This window comes from Pseudoalteromonas sp. SWXJ133, from assembly GCF_015864365.1.
GTDB classification, from domain to species: Bacteria; Pseudomonadota; Gammaproteobacteria; order Enterobacterales; family Alteromonadaceae; genus Pseudoalteromonas; species Pseudoalteromonas arctica.
Genome location: NZ_JADYXJ010000004.1, coordinates 182,773 through 196,509 on the forward strand (window position 1 = coordinate 182,773; position 13,737 = coordinate 196,509).

Here is a 13,737-nt window from a genome sequence, read left to right on the forward strand (position 1 = left end):
ACAAACAAAGTAAGTTAATTGCCAGCGCTTATTTTGAGAGTTTTACCACTCTTTACTTCTAAGAAAACAAGTATATATATTAAAAATAAAGTATAAACCAAATAACACAGTAACAATTCAACACAAGTCAGGCTTCAGCTATTAATAACTCAATGCTTTATATAAATACCGCTATATCTAACGTTTACTAATCAAACCTTGGCACTTTTCGCTTGTCGGCCTTACTCATAGCAAGCTCTTGAATTTCTTCTTGCTTGTGCTGCGCCGATTTAGTTTCTAATGATTGCTGATTAGCGTTTTCGTAAGAAAGCTCAGTGAGTAGCGCAAAGTGATCTGAGCCATATTTAGCTAAGCGCTTAATACGCTTTACTTTAAAGCCTTCGCTGTGAAATAAATGATCGAGCGGCCAACGCATAAAAAAGTAGCCTGCATGAAAGGTATTATAAAAACCACGGCCTTTTCGAGGGTCTAAAAAGCCACTTATTTGCATAAACAAACGGGTGCTGCGCGACCATGCTACGTCGTTTAAATCTCCGGCAACTATGGTAGGCCGTGTAGGGTTTTTAAGTGCTTTAGCCACCATTATTAGCTCTGAGTCGCGCGGACGCGATGAGTCTTCCTCAGTCGGGCTTGGCGGTGCGGGGTGAATAAAGTGCCCTTGCATTTGCAGGCCTTCATCGTTTTCAAACAAAATATGAATTGAGGGAATATCTTCTTCTATAAGCTCACATATTTGTGCATCGAGTATTTTAAACTTGCTGTATAAGTGCATGCCATAACGATTGTCTTTAGGGCATTCTATGTAATACGGGTAATTTTTTTTAATGACTGATAATTTATTTTCCCACCAGCTATCGCTCTCAAGCGTAATAAGTAGGTCGGGTTGATGCTCATCAACAAGACTAATTAACTGCTCACTTTTATGGTTCGACATAAGTACATTTGCCGACATAATTCGTATGCTATCGTCGATGTGCTTAGGTGCGCTTTGCACTTCTTTTTTAGCAAGCCACGTATACGGGTAAATCCATTTACCTTGTAAAATCATTATAAGTAATGAGGTTAAGACTATAAATACATAGCCTATTGCGCTACTTTGCCATAATAAAAACAACGAAGTAACGGCTACAAAACTGGCAATATAAAAAACCTGTAAGCGCACAAAATCGCAGCTACGCACTAAGTAATGCTGGCTGTACGACATAGGTAATAAGGTAACCAGTAAAAAAAAGCCAATAATTATAGCCAGCGCAATGAGCATTTTAATATCCTTATAAAGTTAATTTAGCGACTTAAAATTGAAAGTATTTCTCGAGTATCGTGCACCATATGGATAACTGTACGGTCTATTTCTATACTCACTGTACCATTATCTCTAGAGCGTTCAATCACTCTACCTCTTTTGTATAAATCGCGTTCTAAAAAGTCGCCTCGATGATAGCTTTTACTTAGCCCAGGTGGCGTCCAACCTGCGCGAATTAACTGCTTTGCCTCTTTTTTAGAAAGGTAGTCATTGTCGTTATGTTTATGTGAATGATGCTTATTATGGCCGTGTTTATGACCATGCTTATCTTTATGCGGTTTTGCGTCTGCGCTTATTGAACATAAAGCCAATGCTATTAGTGCTGTGTATATAGGTGCTTTCATAAATAATCTCTAGCATAATTAATAGCTAAAGATTAACAAACACGGATGAACATCATATGAAACAACTAACACCTATTTAACGTTGTTTATATTGTGTTTTACAGTGGCTTCGCATAATAGCGGGATCGCGTAATTTTAAATGTTTTGTTTTACGACCTGCATGGCGCTTACGCCAAACTTTAAAACTGCCTTTTGAAACATTGTCTCGCATAAAAACCACCAGCTGCGGATACTTTAATCCGTATAGCTGCTCTATAGCCTCGTAGGGGGTTCTATCTTCCCACGCCATTTCGATAATGCGTGACTGCTGCTCTGCGTTAAACATGGTATATCTCACAAAATTTAACTTATACGCTAGGTAAAAATACTTAGATCAATGCAATTAAACTCAGTAACTGTATAATTGGCGTTCAAGTTATGTACTTTAAAAGATATCGAATTTATATTTATGCGCGCAATATTCCTGTTTTTAGCTTTAACTTTACCTTCGTTATTACTTGCAGCGCCAAGTAAAACCCTGCGCTGCGTAACAACCCACTACCCGCCTTTTACTATATTTGATGAGAAAAGCGATACGTTCACGGGTTTAGATATTGAATATTTAACGTTTATTGAGCGTAATTTAAATCTTAAAATTGACGTAATTCATCTGCCATGGGCGCGCGTTAAAAAAGAAATGGCGCTGGGTTACTACGACTGCTATTTCTCTTTGGCCAATACAGAGGAACGTGCAAAGTATTTAGATTTTACAAGTGTGCCCTTGCATACTACTAAGTATGGTTTATTTACTTTAAACAAAGATAAACTGCTCACTGACGACTTATCAAATACCCCAATAGCTATGCTGCGCGGCGTTGCCTTGCCTGAGGTTATTGCTAAAAAGTATAACCTTGATGAGAATAATCTGCTTCGCTCACTTTCAACTAAAGACACTTTTGAGCTACTAGAAAAAAAACGTGTTGAATACGCAATAACTAACTATCAAGCGGGTTTGTGGTACTCAAAAGAATATAAAAACATTTATGCTCGGCAATTAAATGAGTTTACGTTTCCTACTTACATTGCTTTTAAGCGTGGCGTAATTGATACAAAATTAGTTGATGAGCAAATAAAACGTTTTAAAGCACAAGCTCAATAATTAACTCTGCACATATTAAGAGATAACCAATGTTTACAAAACTACCAAAGTGGGTTGAATATGGCGCCTTTGCACTCGCATTTATAGCGGGCATAGTTAACGCTGTTGGCTTATTAGGATTTGAGCATCAGGCTATTTCGCATGTATCTGGCTCTGTTACTTTACTTGGTATTAAAGTAATAACTAACCCCAGCACTGCCTTATTGCTACTTTCAATAATTATTAGCTTTATGTTGGGTTCTGCACTGTCGGGATTTTTACTCTCTGGTGGCTCATTAAAACTTGGTCGTCATTACGACACTTTGCTTTTTATTGAAGGATTGCTACTACTTGCGAGTGCTTATTTACTCAAAAACACATTCGTTTACGGCATTGTTTTAACGTCTGCTGCGTGTGGGCTACAAAATGCGCTAGCCACTAATTACAGTGGTGCTGTTATACGTACGACACATTTAACCGGTATTTTTACTGACCTTGGTTTAATGCTAGGTAAAGCGCTTAAAGGTGAGCAATTTGATACTCGTAAAGGGGTTATGTTTTTACTCATTATTGCAGGCTTTTTACTAGGCGGTATAACCGGTTTTGTTTTATTTGAGCATTACTTAGTGCTGGCTTTGGTGTTTCCTGCTGTAGCTTGTTTTGTTTTATCAATTACGTATCGGGTTTATAGGCTACGTACGCTTTAACGCAACAAGTTTAAATGCATATTAAAACCGCATATTATAGAGGCAATGCAATATAGATTACTTTCAAGGAATGTATGAAACCTTATTTTTTGCCGCTGATATTACCCTTTAGCCACACTGCGTTTGCCGATAATCAAAACAACGATGCAATAGAAACCATAACAACTACGGCATCACGTATTGAAGCGCTATCGACACCACTCCCTTTATCAATAAGCACACTAACTCAAGCGCAGCTAAATAGCATAGCGCCTACCCATATTGAAGAAGCCCTGCAACGTGTAGCGGGTGCTAATATTCAACGCGGAAATGGCCAAGAATATTTACCCGCGCTGCGCTCACAAGTACTTTCGGGCGCAGGCTCTTGTGGTGGCATATTGACTCTAGAAGATGGAATACCACTGAGAGCCGCTGGGTTTTGTAATATAAACGAGCTATTTGAGGCGCACAGCGAAATGGCGCAACGCATTGAAGTATTAAAAGGCCCTGGCTCTGCACTTTATGGCTCAAATGCTGTGCACGGTGTTATTAATGTAATAACGCCCGACACCACTCAAGGCGGTGGTTTAGTTGGTTTAGATTATGGCTCGTACGGTTATACTCGCTACAAATTACGTGCAGGACAAGATTACGGCAACAGCGGCATAGGCATTAACGCAAGTGTTACCGACGATAGCGGTTACCGCGACGACGAAAGCGTAGAGCAACAAAAAGTTAATATTCGCCATCGCTATTCAAATAATAATTTATTACTTACCTCTGGGCTTACTTACACAAACCTAGATCAGCAAACTGCGGGATTTATTACGGGCTTTGAAAGCTATAAAAACGAAGACCTAGCGCAAAAAAACTTTGACCCTGACGCATTTAGAAAAGCACGCGCATTTAGAGCATGGAGCAATGCAACATGGCAATTAAATAACGATGATGTGCTCTCGACTACGTTATATTTTCGCGACCAAAGCATGGACTTTTTTAAGCACTTTTTACCCGGCACACCGCTTGAAAAAAACAGCCAAACCGGCTTTGGTGTGCAATCGCTTTATCAACATAATTTACAAAGTAATGTAAAAGTAAACCTAGGTCTTGATGGCGAATACACGCAAGCCGACTTTACTCAAAGCCAAAATGAGCCCACTCAAGGTTCTGCATTTTTAGTTGCTACAGTGCCACAAGGTAAGCATTACGACTACGATGTAAACGCGACGCTTTATGCGCCTTTTGCATCTATTGATTGGCAATTAAATAAATGGTTACTTACTGCAGGTGTACGCTACGAGCATATGCAGTACGACTACACCAATAATATGCTAGCTGGTAGAACAAAAGACGATGGCACAGAATGCGGCTTTGGTGGTTGCCGATACAGTCGCCCTGAAAGTGGGGAAAATAGTTTTAGTAATTTATCGCCAAAGCTTGGGTTGAGTTATCAGTACAATACAAATAACACGCTTTATGCGAACTTTTCTCGTGGTTACAGAGCGCCACAAGCGGCTGAGCTATACCAATTACAACGCGAGCAAACTACTGTAAACTTAAGCGCCGAAATAGCTAATAATGCAGAGCTAGGTATTAAAGGGATTTACGAAAAACTACGTTATGGCGTATCGGTTTACGCTATGAGTAAACACAACACTATTTACCGCGATAGCGACTTTTTTACGGTAAATAATGGCAGCTCTCGCCATCGTGGTATTGAGCTTGAGCTTGACTACCAGCTAACGCAGTCGCTTGCGCTTAACTTTGCAGGCACACACGCAAAGCATACTTATACTAACAACCAAATACTTAACGGTTTAAATATAAACGGCAACGACATAGACACCGCGCCGCGTAATATTGCTAATCTCGATTTAACATGGCAAGCACTCAGTAATACACAATTTGCTTTGCAGTGGCATCGCGTTGGTAACTACTACACCGACCCAGAAAACTTAAATAAATACCAAGGGCACGATGTTTTAAGCCTGCGCGCTCAGTGGCAAGTTACTAATAACCTTGAAGTGCTTGCCCGTATTATTAATTTAACTAATGAGGCTTATGCGGAGCGCGCCGATTACACCAGTTTTACCGGCGACAGGTACTTTCCTGGCAAACCTCGTAACGCGATGCTTTCGGCAACTTATACGTGGTAATGCTTATTAAGGGCTAACCTAATTTAACTGATTTAAGTCGCTCATGTATTTCATGGGCGACTTTTTCATTACCTTTTTAAACATAGTAATAAACGCACTAACCGACTCATACCCTAATAACTCCGACACCTGCTGCACACTTTGCTTATCTGATAGCGCTTTTAAGGCTGTAATTATATGCAATTGCGTACGCCACTTTCCAAATGTCATACCTGTTTCTTTTTTAATTAACCGCGCTAATGTGCGCTCAGTTAATGCAAACTGCTTAGCCCATTGTGGTAGTGTTTTTCGATTGTTTGGCTTGTTTATGAGCTGATCGCTCATAGTTTGAATTACCTCATTTTTAGATAATACAAAATCGAGTGGTTGTACTGGCATTTCAATAAGTTGATCAAATAACACCTGCGCTAAACGTGCTGTTTTACTATTTAAAGTATAGTGCTGATTATGCGCAGCCAACTCGCACATTAGCTCTTTAACTAACGGCGTAATAGCTAACGTACAGGTATTTAGCGGCATACCGTTTTTACTACTATCAATAAATAAATGACAAAGCTGCGCGTTATCAGACGCCCTATTGCTATGCACCTTTTGTGCTGGGATCCAAATTGCACTGTGCGTGGGCACCATCCACATTTTGGCTGACACTTCACACGTTACATAACCATGTAGCGCTAAAATTAACTGCCCTTTAGGATGGGTATGTAGTGGTATTTCGTGACTTGCATGGGCGTGCTCTATTTTGGCTATTATGGGCTGCGCCATAGTTTCAAAATTTTTAATGTCGTCCCAACCAATTGCATCAAACATAGTTTTGTCTGTTTTTAGTTATTTAATGTCATTATCTCTAAATTATAGTTTTTGCTAAGCCTTTATACTAGCGCCCATTAAGTATTAGCTTTAATGGTCTTCCCTTTTGTTAAATAACACACCTAAATCACGCTTTGCTGGCATATTACTTGTGCTTGGCATATTACTTATTGCCGCAAATTTACGCGCCACATTTACAGGTATTGCACCTGTGCTTGAACAAATTATTAATCACTTTGGGCTTAGCGCATCGCAAGCTGGGTTTTTAACAACATTGCCACTCATTGCCTTTGCGGTTGTATCGCCAATGGCCGCAACTCTTGCTAAAAAGCAAGGGTTAGAGCGCACCTTGTTTGTGGCTTTGTTATTTATACTTGCAGGGGTTGCAGCGCGGGTAATAAATACCTCAGCCATGCTTTTTGTAGGCACCGCTATTATTGGTGTAGGTATTGCTATAGCAAACGTATTATTACCAAGTTTAATTAAGCGCGACTTTCCTGCAAAGGTTGCGTTAATGACCTCAGCCTACGTGCTTACTATGGGCGTGGTATCGGGTGGTTTTTCTACTTTAGTATTTCCGCTTAGTCAGTTAAACGGATTAGGATGGCAACTTGCGCTGGGCTCATCAGCTCTTATTACTCTGGCGAGTATTATTGTATGGATGTCGCAATTAAGTAAGCACACAAAACCCGCGAGTATTGCTCAACACGCTGACACGTCAAAAAGTGTATGGCGCTATTTACTAGCATGGCAAATTACCCTACTGCTGGGCTTAAACTCGTTTTTAAATTATATAATCATCACGTGGTTACCTAGCATATTAATCGAAACAGGCCAAAGTGCCACGCAAGCAGGTGCTTATCATGGTGCTTTTCAAATAGCGACTGCATTACCGGGTTTAATATTGATTCCGTTACTTGCCAAATTAAAAGATCAAAGCGCGCTTAGCTTTATTTTAGCCATGTTGAGTGCACTTAGTGCATTGGGGCTGCTTTACATGCCTAACTTTGCCTTTGTTTGGACCTTAATGCTGGGTTTTTGCTCTGGAGCATGTTTTATACTTGGGCTGTCGTTTATTAGTTTACGAACCGATGATTCGCAACAAGCAGCGTCGCTTTCAGGCATGTCGCAAAGCGTAGGTTATTTACTCGCGGCTATTGGTCCTATGCTAGCTGGTGCATTACACACGACTACGGGAAGTTGGAGTGCGCCATTATGGCTGTGCGCTATTGCCGGAGTACTGTGTGCATTATGTGGTTTAGGCAGTGGTAAAAACACTACTTTAGCTAAATCAGCTAACTAGTTGATGTAACCACGAAAATAAACCAGACGAAGTTTTGTTGCTCGTGTGTTTTTGCTCATAGCGTTTATTAGTTGCTTCACGCTGTTCACGGCGCTCTTGCGCTAAATTAGCTTTTGCAGCAAAACGTAGGCGCTGTTCTTGAGTAAGCTCATCATTAAAACTAATGGCTGTTTTTTTAACTGCTCGGCTGCTTTTAGGTGAACTACACATATTATTCTCCAAATGACTGACTTATAAGTAGACAGTCATTTGGTTAAATAAATTTCAAACCGCTTACTAAAAAAGTGATTTTTATCCGTATTACTAATAGCCCCAACTAACTAGTTTTGTGGGGTTGTATCAAACGCAGGTACTTCGTGTAAGCCGCTCAACCAGCTCAATGTTGATTTAGCCCAAATTTGTGCTGTTGGCGTAAATTGATCACGCTGATCAACCGCACCAATACGCAAACCATATACACGGTCAGCTTTAGCTTCGTTAGTTGCATAAAGTGTTGTACCACATGTGCCGCAAAAACCTTGCGCACGCTTGTTACCACTTTGCGCTGTTTTCACAAACTCTTTTGGCTCACCTTGGGTAAATACTACCGAATTTGGCTCTGCAATTATAACGGCTCTAAATGGGCCGCTCGACATACGTTGGCAATCGCTACAATGGCAAACAAGTGCATTATTATTTTGAGACTTTGCTTGGTATTTAATTTCACCACAGTAACAGCTTCCAGTAATTTCCATTATTTAAATCCTTAATGCTTATGAAGATTGAATCGAGATATAAGACCGGCAGTATCGATTCATTATTTTTAAAATATAAAAAATTGCTCACCGGTTCATTTGTATGCTCGGCTAGATGTTTAATTCTTTAGAGTGATTTTTTCAAAGTTGAGCAAGTGCTACAAACATGATGCGATGTTTTAAATAAAACAGCAATACCACGTTAAGCTAATAGCGTAACGTGGTGCGTCTAAATTATTTTTTATATGTGTTTATATCATAAAATAAGAATAGCAATGTAGAACCTCCCCTTATGTTGGGGGTAATTATTTAAAAGCATTCGCATTTTTAATACTGTCAAAATCGTTAAAGCGCACGTTGTGTTGCGCCATTACTTTAAGTATTTTTTCACTTAGCATTTGACGTAAATAAAACGGCTGATTTGGCACAAAATGATGGATGGTATGCGTTTTACCAAAGTTAAAACAAAACAAGTGAAACGGCATAAATAAACGACTCGTTAATACATGTGTTTGTTCAAGCATATTATTAACACCGCCATAGTAGTGCATGCTTGAGGTAACAAAATTAAGCGAACTTGAACGAATAATATTAGGCACAATGAGCACAACCATTAAAAATTCAAACACACTCATTGTACTTAACAACCAGCTAGGTGAATTTAGCGAAAGTGGTATAAATAAATCAACGATATGAAATACAATAACGCTATATAAAACAGCAAAATACGCAGTCGCTATCGGAAATCCCGCATTAAAAACACTCGAAAAACTAAAGCCATTAATTTCTTTTCTAAAACGTTTAGTAGAAATAACTAACCCTAATAACCCATCTACAATAACTAGCGCACGTAAAAATGGATTTTTAATACCGTTACCCACCAAGCGTTCTTCTAGGTCTTGTTGTGTGCCTGAGGTTTTGTGATGGTGTAAATGCATTTTACGTCGGTACCATGGGCTAATAGTATTTGGCCGCATTAACCATACTGTTAGCATCATAAAATTATGCATGAACGGCTGATTACTAAAGTATTGTTTATGTATGAGGTCGTGTTCTAACTCATGGGAAATAGATGCAGCAATAGCCGCAAGTACTATGCATACCCAAGCAGGTATGATGGCTAAATAATATAAAACACCAACACCAATTAATGCGCTAAGCGATAGCAATAAAATAATTAACCCTAAGGTATTTTGATGTGCAAGTAACGGGTGCTTTTGACGAAGTGATGCTTCCTCTGCCTTAATTGCTTTAACAATCGATTGAATGTTCTGTTTGGCACTTAATTGGGTCATATATAATGTCTTAAAAACCTTGTTGCGCAAATAATACCTGAATTAAGCGCAACATCGGAATAAAGCAGGAATAAAGCAGGAATAAAGCAGGAATAAAGCAGGAATAAAGCAGGAATAAAGCAGGAATAAAGCAGGAATAAAGCAGGAATAATTATTGTAATACGATTAACTATTATCAATAGTTCAATTGCTTATTTATTCAATCGCATAACAATTTAATAGCACTCATAACCCAAAATATTCGCTTTATATATCAGCCCAAAAAGACTTAAAAAATTTACCGGTGGAGTCTCCTTGCTATAAACGATTAATTATCAACCAGTTGTTTATGCAAATAAAAGAAAAGGCTTGCCGCCCCCTCTTTTATTTGTATAATGCGGATACAGAATAAGAGGTATATAAGTATCCTTTTTATTTTAAGTGGTTTTTCTTTATCTTTTTATGCTTAAAAGATTAAAGAAAAATTATGCCAGCGTGATGAAATTGGTAGACATGGGGGATTCAAAATCCCCTTCCGAAAGGAGTGCCGGTTCGAGTCCGGCCGCTGGTACCACTTTTTGAACCTCAGCTAATTATTAGCTGAGGTTTTTTTATACCTAAAACTTAACTAGTAATTTATACTAATTCGCTTAATTAAGTGAGCTACGTTTAGGCAGAAAACGGTTTCGATAACAAGATAAAACCTAGATGAGTTGAAGCAAAACTTTCATTAAAGCCGTCAACGTAATTAGGAAGGTACATAAATCTAATAAGCACGCTAGTTATGCGTCTTGCTCTTGATTTGTTATATCCCCAATTCGACTACTTAACTCTTCGTCACTAACATCTTCTTTGTGTGTACCAATGATCCATATATGACCAAATGGGTCTCGTAGTGTGCCGGTCCTATCACCATAAAACTGGTCATGTAAGGGTCTTATTAGTGTTGCACCTAGATCAATTGCTTTTTTAAATACGGTATCAACATCTTCAACATAAAGCATAAGGCTTAGCGCAGTACCACCGAGTTCTTTTGGGCTTTTTAAATGCTCTTCAGAACCATTATCTGAAAGCATAATATGCGAATCACCAATTATTATTTCTGCATGGGCTATTCCACCATCAGGTAAAGGCATTTGCATTACGTGTTCAGCACTAAATGCATCACAATAAAAATCTATCGCTTTTTGTGCGTCATTCATAATTAAATATGGTGTAACTGAATGAAACCCTTTTGGTATTGCTGAGACTGCCATAATATTCTCCTTTACTTACGCGGTGATTTTTAATATTTAATAAACTAAATATGCGTTTAATTGCCCCTAAATTTAAGCTTAGCTCATACAAAAAATTGCGTTACTTTTCGAGGTTTAAACGCTTATGCCAAGCAGCAATACTTTCATCAGGGTATTCTTCAAATTGCTTGTCACCTTCATTAATGGGCGCATTTACCCAATTTGCTTTACTACCAAGCATTAAATGAGTGCGCTCTGGCGGTATGGGTAACTCACTATCTATTGCACCAGCAAAGGGGTGAACTTGCTCAGGCCAACGTGCATCGTATAACCACAAGTTAGCACTACAATGCTTACAAAAATGACGCTCTGCAGGGCTGATTTTATCGCCTATTTTTGCATGATAAATAGTTATGTGTTCACGCCCTGTAACCTCAAGCGTGCTGTATTGCGCGTTTAAATTAATAACAAACCCGCCGCTCCCTGCGGTTTTACGGCATATAGAGCAGTAACATAAATTGTAAGGATAAGGGTGTTTTGAGTTGACCGTAAATACCACTTTGCCACAGTGACAAGCCCCATTAAGCTTCATAATATATCCAATTTTTTTATTGTTGGCTTGAACTAATACCTTAACTAGGTGAGCTTAAAAAAACCACAACAATTACATGCTGTGGTTTTTTAATTATTGAGCTTACTAACGTTTCCAATATCTTAAATTACGTAATGTATTTATAAATTTATCGGCAGAGTGTGCCTCTAAATCAATCCAACCATCATCTGCTTTGTCATCGAGCCCTGCGGCTTTAAATAAAGGCTTAGCCTCTTGTGTGTAGCCAATGTATTTCATATGTGCATACGCATCACTTACAAAGTCTTTAGCTTCTGCAATAGCAGCTAGTTTTTCGGCTCCCTCTTCAGTGGTGAGTACAAGTACCGCATCGTATAAAACCGATGGACCACCATTAATAACCTGATCAGCTTTAAAGTGCTTACCTTTACTGCATTTAGCACCGCCAACTTGTGGGGCAATAATTTCAGAGTTTGCGCCTTCACTTTTAAGTGCATTGGTAACCGATTCAAAGATGTCTGCATTAAAGCCATCACTTACTAAAATACCTAATTTACGGCCTTTGAAGGTGTTGGGCGCATTTTTCAAAATACTTAACGCATCAGATACAGGTAAGTCTTTACGTGTTGGCATAGCAGCTTCAGCTGGGTCTGGCATTTCTTGCAAGCCAAGTCCTTCGGCAACTTTATCTGAGAGGGTTTCGTCAATATTTAACAAGTGCGATACCAAACGTTCTCGTATTGGTAAATGCTCAACTTTAGACAGCTCAAACACGTACGCAGATTGAATATGCGCCTGCTCTACCTCTGTTTGACTTAAATAAAATTGACGGGCTTGACTGTAATGATCGCTGAATGTTTCTGAGCGATAACGCAGTTTATCACCGCCGCTTACTTCAGGTTCCTTTGAGCTTTTAAAGCCATGTACTGGGCATTCGCGCGGGTTGTTTTCGTCGCCGCTCCATGAGTTTGGCTCATAATTAACACGCCCTTTTGGATTGTGCATTGCCATGTGGCCATCTTGCTGAAAATGACGCATTGGACATTTAGGCGCATTGACCGGAATATGCGTAAAGTTAGGACCACCTAAACGCTTAGTTTGAGTATCTAAGTATGAAAAGTTACGACCTTGCAGTAGCGGGTCGGGTGTAAAGTCGAGCCCCGGTACAATGTTTTGAGTACAAAATGCTACTTGCTCTGTTTCTGCAAAAAAGTTGTCTACAACACGGTCAAGCACCATACGGCCAACAATTTGCACTGGTACTTGCTCTTCAGGTATAAGCTTAGTGGCATCGAATACATCAAATTCAAATTCATCAGCAAATTGCTGATCAAACACCTGTACACCTAGCTCCCACTCAGGGAAGTCGCCATTACCAATAGATTCCCACATATCTCTGCGATGAAAATCAGGGTCTGCGCCATTTAGCTTAAGTGCTTCGTTCCATACTACAGATTGCATGCCGCCTTTTGGTTTCCAATGAAATTTAACAAATTTCTCTTCACCTTTGGCATTAATAAATTTAAAGGTATGAACACCAAAACCTTCCATAAAGCGTAAAGAGCGCGGAATAGCTCTATCAGACATTGCCCACATAACCATGTGCATTGACTCAGGCGATAAGCTCACAAAATCCCAAAAGTTATCATGTGCTGTTTGCGCTTGCGGAAAACCTCGGTCGGGCTCGGCTTTAGCTGAATGAACTAAGTCTGGAAACTTCATCGCATCTTGAATAAAGAAAACCGGTATATTGTTTCCCACTAAATCCCAGTTTCCTTCTTGGGTATAAAATTTTACCGCAAAACCACGTACATCACGTGCTAAATCTGGAGACCCTTTATTACCTGCAACTGTAGAGAAACGAGTAAATACTGGGGTTTTTTCACCTTTTCGCTGAAAAATATCTGCACAGGTTAAATCTTCAAGCGTGTCGTAATTTTCAAAGTACCCATGTGCCCCGTAACCTCGTGCATGCACTACTCGCTCAGGAATGCGTTCGTGATCAAAGTGAAAGATCTTCTCGCGCATTATGTGATCTTCTAATAATCCTGGGCCACGCTTTCCTGCACGTAATGAGTTTTGATCGTCACTTACAGGGCAGCCCTGCGCGGTGGTCATGGTAGGGTGTTCATCCGACGCTTTTTGATGCAATTCACCGCCATGCCCTTTATTACCTGAGTATTTAAATGATTCAGCCATGTTTA

Annotated in this window: 14 protein-coding genes and 1 tRNA gene; 5 read left to right on the plus strand and 10 right to left on the minus strand. The window is 39.5% G+C overall.

All coding sequences use genetic code 11. The features are described 5' to 3' along the window. Positions 1–187: 187 nt before the first annotated feature. The 3 genes from I6F40_RS04890 to I6F40_RS04900 all read right to left on the minus strand — a co-directional run bounded on the left by I6F40_RS04890 (position 188) and on the right by I6F40_RS04900 (position 1,972). Positions 188–1,261 carry an endonuclease/exonuclease/phosphatase family protein gene (locus I6F40_RS04890; protein WP_197192568.1) on the minus strand — a complete coding sequence of 358 codons (1,074 nt, stop codon included), beginning with the start codon at positions 1,259–1,261 and terminating at the stop codon, positions 188–190. Between the two features lie 23 nt (positions 1,262–1,284). Beyond that, on the minus strand, positions 1,285–1,647 hold the full coding sequence (locus I6F40_RS04895; protein ID WP_197192569.1) for a hypothetical protein: 363 nt from the start codon (positions 1,645–1,647) through the stop codon (positions 1,285–1,287). Between the two features lie 76 nt (positions 1,648–1,723). Further along, positions 1,724–1,972 (minus strand): TIGR03643 family protein, encoded by a 249-nt coding sequence (locus tag I6F40_RS04900; protein WP_007581511.1) that lies wholly within the window; start codon positions 1,970–1,972, stop codon positions 1,724–1,726. 123 nt (positions 1,973–2,095) lie between these two features. Here I6F40_RS04900 and I6F40_RS04905 point away from each other — a divergent pair, with 123 nt between their 5' ends. The 3 genes from I6F40_RS04905 to I6F40_RS04915 all read left to right on the plus strand — a co-directional run bounded on the left by I6F40_RS04905 (position 2,096) and on the right by I6F40_RS04915 (position 5,606). Continuing rightward, a complete protein-coding gene (locus tag I6F40_RS04905) occupies positions 2,096–2,785 on the plus strand; it encodes a substrate-binding periplasmic protein (protein WP_197192570.1) in 690 nt (229 codons plus the stop codon). A 29-nt stretch (positions 2,786–2,814) separates the two neighbouring features. Then, the gene (locus tag I6F40_RS04910; RefSeq protein WP_197192571.1) at positions 2,815–3,471 is read left to right on the plus strand and encodes a YoaK family protein; all 657 of its coding nucleotides are present in this window, start codon (positions 2,815–2,817) and stop codon (positions 3,469–3,471) included. Positions 3,472–3,545: 74 nt separating this feature from the next. Next, complete coding sequence (locus I6F40_RS04915) at positions 3,546–5,606, plus strand: TonB-dependent receptor (protein WP_197192572.1); 2,061 nt, start codon at positions 3,546–3,548, stop codon at positions 5,604–5,606. An 18-nt stretch (positions 5,607–5,624) separates the two neighbouring features. On the opposite strand, the gene I6F40_RS04920 is transcribed toward I6F40_RS04915, so the two are convergent. Next, positions 5,625–6,416: an AraC family transcriptional regulator gene (locus I6F40_RS04920; protein ID WP_024605835.1), complete on the minus strand. Its 792-nt coding sequence runs from the start codon at positions 6,414–6,416 to the stop codon at positions 5,625–5,627. Positions 6,417–6,522: 106 nt separating this feature from the next. Here I6F40_RS04920 and I6F40_RS04925 point away from each other — a divergent pair, with 106 nt between their 5' ends. Next, the gene (locus tag I6F40_RS04925; protein WP_197192573.1) at positions 6,523–7,719 is read left to right on the plus strand and encodes an MFS transporter; all 1,197 of its coding nucleotides are present in this window, start codon (positions 6,523–6,525) and stop codon (positions 7,717–7,719) included. On the opposite strand, the gene I6F40_RS04930 is transcribed toward I6F40_RS04925, so the two are convergent. The 3 genes from I6F40_RS04930 to I6F40_RS04940 all read right to left on the minus strand — a co-directional run bounded on the left by I6F40_RS04930 (position 7,708) and on the right by I6F40_RS04940 (position 9,748). Next, a complete protein-coding gene (locus tag I6F40_RS04930) occupies positions 7,708–7,929 on the minus strand; it encodes a hypothetical protein (RefSeq protein ID WP_197192574.1) in 222 nt (73 codons plus the stop codon). The two genes, I6F40_RS04925 and I6F40_RS04930, sit on opposite strands and share 12 nt — an antisense overlap. A 110-nt stretch (positions 7,930–8,039) precedes the next feature. Further along, positions 8,040–8,453 carry a GFA family protein gene (locus I6F40_RS04935; RefSeq protein WP_007377055.1) on the minus strand — a complete coding sequence of 138 codons (414 nt, stop codon included), beginning with the start codon at positions 8,451–8,453 and terminating at the stop codon, positions 8,040–8,042. A gap of 305 nt (positions 8,454–8,758) precedes the next feature. After that, positions 8,759–9,748 carry a fatty acid desaturase gene (locus I6F40_RS04940; RefSeq protein ID WP_197192575.1) on the minus strand — a complete coding sequence of 330 codons (990 nt, stop codon included), beginning with the start codon at positions 9,746–9,748 and terminating at the stop codon, positions 8,759–8,761. 468 nt (positions 9,749–10,216) lie between these two features. Between I6F40_RS04940 and I6F40_RS04945 the strand changes: the two genes are divergently transcribed. Further along, positions 10,217–10,301, plus strand: a tRNA-Leu gene (locus tag I6F40_RS04945). A 208-nt stretch (positions 10,302–10,509) separates the two neighbouring features. On the opposite strand, the gene I6F40_RS04950 is transcribed toward I6F40_RS04945, so the two are convergent. From I6F40_RS04950 to I6F40_RS04960, 3 genes are all read right to left on the minus strand, one after another. Further along, positions 10,510–10,983, minus strand: coding sequence for a VOC family protein (locus tag I6F40_RS04950; protein WP_197139884.1), 474 nt, complete (start codon positions 10,981–10,983; stop codon positions 10,510–10,512). A gap of 100 nt (positions 10,984–11,083) precedes the next feature. Further along, the gene (locus I6F40_RS04955) at positions 11,084–11,554 is read right to left on the minus strand and encodes a GFA family protein (RefSeq protein WP_058154198.1); all 471 of its coding nucleotides are present in this window, start codon (positions 11,552–11,554) and stop codon (positions 11,084–11,086) included. Between the two features lie 105 nt (positions 11,555–11,659). Continuing rightward, entirely contained in the window at positions 11,660–13,732 is a 2,073-nt protein-coding gene (locus I6F40_RS04960) for a catalase (RefSeq protein WP_165727642.1), read from the minus strand. Between the last annotated feature and the right edge of the window lie 5 nt (positions 13,733–13,737).

What these genes read in the sequence shown, in the direction of transcription:
- I6F40_RS04890 (WP_197192568.1), bottom strand. Translation starts at nt 1,261, where the DNA reads ATGCTCATTGCGCTGGCTATAATTATTGGCTTTTTTTTACTGGTTACC.
- I6F40_RS04895 (WP_197192569.1), bottom strand. Translation starts at nt 1,647, where the DNA reads ATGAAAGCACCTATATACACAGCACTAATAGCATTGGCTTTATGTTCA.
- I6F40_RS04900 (WP_007581511.1), bottom strand. Translation starts at nt 1,972, where the DNA reads ATGTTTAACGCAGAGCAGCAGTCACGCATTATCGAAATGGCGTGGGAA.
- I6F40_RS04905 (WP_197192570.1), top strand. Translation starts at nt 2,096, where the DNA reads ATGCGCGCAATATTCCTGTTTTTAGCTTTAACTTTACCTTCGTTATTA.
- I6F40_RS04910 (WP_197192571.1), top strand. Translation starts at nt 2,815, where the DNA reads ATGTTTACAAAACTACCAAAGTGGGTTGAATATGGCGCCTTTGCACTC.
- I6F40_RS04915 (WP_197192572.1), top strand. Translation starts at nt 3,546, where the DNA reads ATGAAACCTTATTTTTTGCCGCTGATATTACCCTTTAGCCACACTGCG.
- I6F40_RS04920 (WP_024605835.1), bottom strand. Translation starts at nt 6,416, where the DNA reads ATGTTTGATGCAATTGGTTGGGACGACATTAAAAATTTTGAAACTATG.
- I6F40_RS04930 (WP_197192574.1), bottom strand. Translation starts at nt 7,929, where the DNA reads ATGTGTAGTTCACCTAAAAGCAGCCGAGCAGTTAAAAAAACAGCCATT.
- I6F40_RS04935 (WP_007377055.1), bottom strand. Translation starts at nt 8,453, where the DNA reads ATGGAAATTACTGGAAGCTGTTACTGTGGTGAAATTAAATACCAAGCA.
- I6F40_RS04940 (WP_197192575.1), bottom strand. Translation starts at nt 9,748, where the DNA reads ATGACCCAATTAAGTGCCAAACAGAACATTCAATCGATTGTTAAAGCA.
- I6F40_RS04950 (WP_197139884.1), bottom strand. Translation starts at nt 10,983, where the DNA reads ATGGCAGTCTCAGCAATACCAAAAGGGTTTCATTCAGTTACACCATAT.
- I6F40_RS04955 (WP_058154198.1), bottom strand. Translation starts at nt 11,554, where the DNA reads ATGAAGCTTAATGGGGCTTGTCACTGTGGCAAAGTGGTATTTACGGTC.
- I6F40_RS04960 (WP_165727642.1), bottom strand. Translation starts at nt 13,732, where the DNA reads ATGGCTGAATCATTTAAATACTCAGGTAATAAAGGGCATGGCGGTGAA.